This window comes from Pseudomonas cyclaminis (assembly GCF_015163715.1).
Lineage (GTDB): Bacteria > Pseudomonadota > Gammaproteobacteria > Pseudomonadales > Pseudomonadaceae > Aquipseudomonas > Aquipseudomonas cyclaminis.
This window is the reverse complement of record NZ_JADDUM010000311.1, coordinates 1-3050: the sequence shown is the minus strand read 5'-3', so window position 1 is coordinate 3050 and position 3050 is coordinate 1. Positions and strand designations below refer to the sequence as shown.

Genomic DNA, 3050 nt, shown 5'->3' with positions numbered 1-3050 from the left:
TTTTGACCGCGTTACTCCAGAGCAGCCGCCGGGCCGAAGAATTCGTAGCGGCTCTGTTTCTCCGGCACGCCCAACGCCTTGAGGTGGCGCTTGATCGCGGCCATGAAACCTTTAGGGCCCAGGAAGTAGGCATCCAGGTCGCGCTGCTCAGGCAGCCACGCCGCCAGTTGCTCCTGGCTCAGCAGCCCGACTTTATCCGCCGCCGGGCTCACGCCGTCCTCCTCGGCATAGCAATAAAAACGCTTGAGCTGCGGATGCTGCGCCGCCAGGCCATCCACCCAATCGCGAAACGCATGCACCCCACCGTTGCGCGCACAGTGGATAAAGTGCACCGGGCGCTGTGTGGCCAAGGCCGCTTCGAGCATCGGCAAGGTCGGCGTGATGCCCACGCCGCCGCTGATCAGTACCAACGGTTTATCGCTGGCCGCCAGGGTGAACTCGCCCGACGGCGGGAACAGGTCGATGGTTGCGCCGATGTGCAACTGGTCATGCAGGTAGTTGGACACCCGCCCACCGGCCTCGCGCTTGACGCTGATGCGGTACAGGCCCGCATCGCTCAAGGCCGACAGGGAATAGTTGCGGCGCACTTCTTCGCCATCCAGCACCAGCTTCATGCCGATGTATTGGCCAGGGGCCGCTGCGAGAATCGGCCCGTTATCCAGCGGGGCGAAGTAGAACGAAACGATCTCTTCGCTCTCCTCCACCCGTTTGACCAGCAGGAACGGCCGCGCACCGCGCCAGCCGCCAGGGGCCTGGGCTTTCTCGTCGTAGATTGCCGCCTCGGCGCCAATCAGGATATCCGCCAGTTGGCCGTAGGCGTTGCCCCACGCAGTCATGACTTCAGGCGTGGCAATCTCGCTGCCCAGCACTTCGGAAATCGCCCGCAGCAGGCAGGCGCCAACGATCGGGTAATGCTCCGGCAGGATCTGCAAGGCCACGTGCTTGTTAATGATCTTCGCCACCAGGTCGCCCAGTTGATCGAGCTGGTCGATATGCCGGGCGTACATCAACACGCCGTTGGCCAGGGCGCGGGGCTGGTCGCCGCTGGCCTGGTGGGCCTGGTTGAACAGCGGGCGAACTTCGGGGTACTCCGAGAGCATCATGCGGTAGAAATGGGTGATCAGCGCTTCACCGCCGCTCTCCAGCAGGGGCACGGTGGATTTGACGATGGCACGGTCTTGGGCACTAAGCATGGGAGCCTCCTGGGCTTCTTTACTGATTACCCTTAGCTACTCAGTATTCGTGCCAACTTATAAATCGTTAATTTTCAATAGCTTAAATAAAAAGTAGTCAATATGACTTCCTACGCCTTATAGTCATAAGGACTACAAGGAGTCATTATGACTGCGCAATCGCTGCTCACCACCCTGCTGCCCCTGGTCGCCGACCTGTCCCGTGACCTGCCCGAAGGCGAGCGTTACCGCCGCCTGCTGCAAGCCATGCGCGCCCTGCTGCCGTGCGACGCCGCCGCGTTGCTGCGCCTGGACGGTGAATGGCTGGTGCCGCTGGCGGTCGACGGCCTGAGCGCAGACACCCTGGGCCGGCGCTTCAAGGTCAGCGAGCACCCGCGCTTCGCCGTGCTGCTCGGCAGCGCCGGCGACGCGCTTTGACAGCGACAGCGAATTGCCCGACCCCTACGACGGCCTGGTCGATGGCCTGCACGGGCATCTGGAAGTGCACGACTGCATGGGCTGCCCGTTGTTCGTCGACGACCAGCCGTGGGGCCTGCTAACCCTGGATGCCCTCGACACCGAGCGCTTCGAACGGGTTGAACTGGACGCCCTGCAAGCCTTCGCCAGCCTCGCCGCCGCCACCGTCAACGTGGCCGAACGCATCGAACGCCTGGCCTTGCGCGCCGAAGACGAACACCAGCGCGCCGAAATCTACCGCCAGGCCAGCGGCCAGCAGCACAAGGAAATGATCGGCCAGAGCAAGACCCACAAGCGTCTGGTCGAAGAAATCAAACTGGTGGGCGGCAGCGACCTTACCGTGCTGATCACCGGCGAAACCGGGGTGGGCAAGGAGCTGGTGGCCCAGGCTATCCACGCGGCCTCCCATCGTGCGGATAAACCATTGATCAGCCTCAACTGCGCCGCCCTGCCGGAGACATTGGTGGAAAGCGAGTTGTTCGGCCACGTACGCGGCGCCTTTACCGGTGCGCTGAACGAGCGGCGCGGCAAGTTCGAACTGGCCAACGGCGGCACCTTGTTCCTGGATGAAGTCGGCGAGCTGTCGCTGACCGTGCAGGCCAAGCTGCTGCGGGTGCTGCAAAGCGGCCAGTTGCAGCGCCTGGGCTCGGATAAGGAGCACCGGGTGGATGTTCGCCTGATCGCCGCCACCAACCGCGACCTCGCGGACGAGGTACGCAACGGCCGCTACCGCGCCGACTTCTATCACCGCCTGAGCGTATACCCGCTGCAAGTGCCGGCCCTGCGCGAGCGCGGGCGCGATGTGTTGTTGCTGGCGGGCTTCTTCCTGGAACAGAACCGCTCACGCATGGGCCTGGGCAGTCTGCGCCTGAACAGCGACGCCCAGGCGGCGCTGTTGGCCTATAACTGGCCGGGTAATGTGCGCGAGTTGGAGCACTTGATCGGACGCAGCGCGTTGAAAGCACTGGGTAGCTGTCGCGAACGGCCGAGGATTCTGAGCCTGAGTGCCCAGGATCTGGACTTGCCCGACGCCAGCGCGCCGGTGATCGAAGCACCGGCAGAAACAGCCTTGGCCGTTACCGGCGATCTGCGCCAGGCCACAGAGACCTACCAGCGCCAAGTGATCAGCGCCTGCCTGGAACGCCACCAGCACAACTGGGCCAGCGCCGCCCGCGAACTGGGCCTGGACCGCGCCAACCTGGGCCGCATGGCCAAGCGCCTTGGAATGAAATAGCGCGGCCAACTCGGCCAAATGTATGAAATGCAGGAAATGTGGGAGGGGGCTTGCCCCCTCCCACACTAAACCTGCTTTGCCTGAAGGATCGGAGTCGTCGGTTGAACCGCCTTAGGCTTGCGAAACACCAACACATTCCCCAGCATCACCAGCACCAACCCCGCCAG

The 3050-nt window shown here is 63.5% G+C and carries 1 protein-coding gene and 2 pseudogenes; 1 reads left to right on the top strand and 2 read right to left on the bottom strand.

What is annotated here, in order from left to right:
* Positions 1–11: 11 nt before the first annotated feature.
* A complete protein-coding gene (hmpA, locus tag IQK56_RS29165) occupies positions 12–1193 on the bottom strand; it encodes an NO-inducible flavohemoprotein (protein ID WP_193862224.1) in 1182 nt (393 codons plus the stop codon).
* Positions 1194–1340: 147 nt separating this feature from the next.
* On the opposite strand from hmpA, the pseudogene norR reads away from it, so the two are divergent.
* A pseudogene (norR, locus tag IQK56_RS29160) lies at positions 1341–2883 on the top strand (nitric oxide reductase transcriptional regulator NorR).
* Between the two features lie 65 nt (positions 2884–2948).
* On the opposite strand, the pseudogene IQK56_RS29155 reads toward norR, so the two are convergent.
* Positions 2949–3050 (bottom strand): annotated as a pseudogene (locus IQK56_RS29155) (EamA family transporter); the annotation flags it as partial.

What these genes read in the sequence shown, in the direction of transcription:
- hmpA (WP_193862224.1), bottom strand. Translation starts at nt 1,193, where the DNA reads ATGCTTAGTGCCCAAGACCGTGCCATCGTCAAATCCACCGTGCCCCTG.